General features: G+C 44.0%; 1 protein-coding gene and 1 tRNA gene. One reads left to right on the forward strand and one right to left on the reverse strand.

The genetic code is table 11. The features are described from left to right. Positions 1–560 precede the first annotated feature (560 nt). Complete coding sequence (locus R7M72_RS24175; protein WP_315956592.1) at positions 561–1,997, forward strand: NAD-dependent succinate-semialdehyde dehydrogenase; 1,437 nt, start codon at positions 561–563, stop codon at positions 1,995–1,997. A gap of 251 nt (positions 1,998–2,248) precedes the next feature. On the opposite strand, the gene R7M72_RS24180 is transcribed toward R7M72_RS24175, so the two are convergent. Next, positions 2,249–2,324, reverse strand: a tRNA-Asn gene (locus R7M72_RS24180). Position 2,325: the final 1 nt, after the last annotated feature.

Here is a 2,325-nt window from a genome sequence, read left to right on the forward strand (position 1 = left end):
GTTGGTTAGAATACCGGCCTGTCACGCCGGGGGTCGCGGGTTCGAGTCCCGTCCACTCCGCCACTTATATTAAGCCCTAGTCGAAAGACTGGGGCTTTTTCGTTTGGTCGTGTCCCCGAGAAATGCATTTACACATTGAAGGCGAGACAATACGACTTTCTTTACCCTTTTGGCACATGAGTTTCTCAGGAAGATGAGCCTGCTGCCTGCACTTCCAATTACTCCGAGTTTGTATCATGTCCTCGTTGAAAGATTGGCCATTTGAACAATGAGTCTTTATAACACTCGCCCTCAACCGTAATAGAATGAATAGTCTTCCGTACTGCGTGTTTTGTTAGCGTCTCTCTTAAACAATAATTTTCTACTTCTTATTTCTCAAACATTCATTGCTCCCATATTTAGAGCGAAACCGTCGTTGCGTGGATTGCGCAATTTCCCGAAATATAGTGAGGAAGAGAGCTAAGTCTTTCGAAAATTAATGCCTTTTAGAAAACTTTGTTTTCTTTGCTGAACTTGCTAGTAGCGATTAACCTAAGAGGAGTTCTTGAGGAGTATGTTTGATGATGCAACAAATAAAAAATGAAACGCTGAAATCTGTATTTAAGCAATGGTCTTCCGAAGAGGGAATTGTGGTCATCAACCCTGCAACTGAGCAAGAGTTAATTCGGTTAAAGCCTAGTACTCTTGATGAGTTAGATGATCTCATTGGTCAGTGCAAAACGGAGCAAGTCCGTTGGGCTAAATTAAGTGCCAAAGAGCGCTCTCGTCGTTTGAGGGGGTGGTATCAACTACTTCTTGATAATGCAGAAGACATAGCCACGATTATTACCTTAGAGCAGGGTAAACCTTTAGCTGAGAGCAAAGGGGAAGTGATGTATGGTGCCTCTTTTGTCGAGTGGTTCTCAGAAGAAGCAAAACGTGCTTATGGCGAAGTTATTCCTGCCCCCACGACAGATAGACGTCTATCTGCAATTCGCCAGCCTGTGGGAGTATGCGCTGCAATTACACCTTGGAACTTCCCTATTGCGATGATTACAAGAAAAGCAGCACCAGCCCTAGCGGCAGGTTGTGGCATGTTGATCAAGCCATCAGAGCTTACCCCTCTCACTGCAATTGCTGTTGTTGAATTAGCTTATCAGGCTGGTATCCCTAAAGAACTGCTTTCTGTCGTGGTGTCGGAGCAGGCTGCTGAGTTTGGTCAAGTACTAAGTACTGATCCTAGGATTCAGAAGATCTCTTTTACGGGGTCTACGCGCGTTGGGAAAATTTTGATGAAGCAAGCCAGTGATTCAGTCAAGGCGGTGTCGATGGAGTTGGGTGGTAATGCGCCTTTCATCGTGTTTGAAGATGCAGACTTAGATGAGGCTGCGGAAGGGCTTGTCGCGTCGAAGTTCCGTAATGCAGGGCAAACATGTGTTTGTACCAATCGGCTATATGTTCATAAAAATGTAAAACAAGCTTTTATTGATAAAGTATTGTCGAAGTTAAGCAAACTAAAGCTTGGAAATGGTTTAGAGAAAGGTGTCACATTAGGTCCTGTTATTACGATGGCCTCTAAGCATCGACTAGAGGCGGTGATCGATCAAGCTGTACAAGAAGGAGCCTCTATTGCTAACTCTCTACAGAGACGGCCTGGTCGCTTTATGGAGCCCGTTCTTTTGGATAGTGTGACGCAGAATATGTCGATTGTTCAGCAAGAGCTATTCGGGCCTGTGTTGCCTATTGTTACCTTTGAAAATGATTATCAAGTTCTCGAAATGGCGAACGATACAGAATATGGTTTGGCTTGCTATTTCTATACGAATAGCTTGAAGCGTATTGTGACTTTTAGTGAAGGTTTAGAGTACGGCATGGTTGGAGTGAATGAAGGGATCATCTCTACTGAAGTGGCTCCATTTGGTGGAGTTAAAGAGTCGGGTGTTGGACGGGAAGGTGCTAAGCAAGGACTCGATGAATATCTGGAGACAAAGTATATTTGTCTTGGTGGTTTAAGCTGATTTCAGAGATGGCCGATTGAATTAAAAAGCTAGGTTTTTACCTAGCTTTTTTTTAGTTGAAAGGCATACCATTTGCCACACGCGTTTGTGGTTAATATTTTCTGGTTACTTAGTGAGTCGATAGCTAGCTTGCGGTAAGCGGTTTTTAATAATCAAAGCGCTTATGTTATTTCGTTATGGAGTAGTAGGAGAGAGCTTAGCTTTAAACTAATACAAAAAAGCCGCATCAAGTGATGCGGCTTCTTCTAATATGGCTCCTCCTGCTGGGCTCGAACCAGCGACCTGCGGATTAACAGTCCGTCGCTCTACCAACTGAGCTAAGGAGGAA

This window comes from Vibrio sp. YT-18, assembly GCF_033337345.1.
GTDB lineage: Bacteria > Pseudomonadota > Gammaproteobacteria > Enterobacterales > Vibrionaceae > Vibrio > Vibrio alginolyticus.

What these genes read in the sequence shown, in the direction of transcription:
- R7M72_RS24175 (WP_315956592.1), top strand. Translation starts at nt 561, where the DNA reads ATGATGCAACAAATAAAAAATGAAACGCTGAAATCTGTATTTAAGCAA.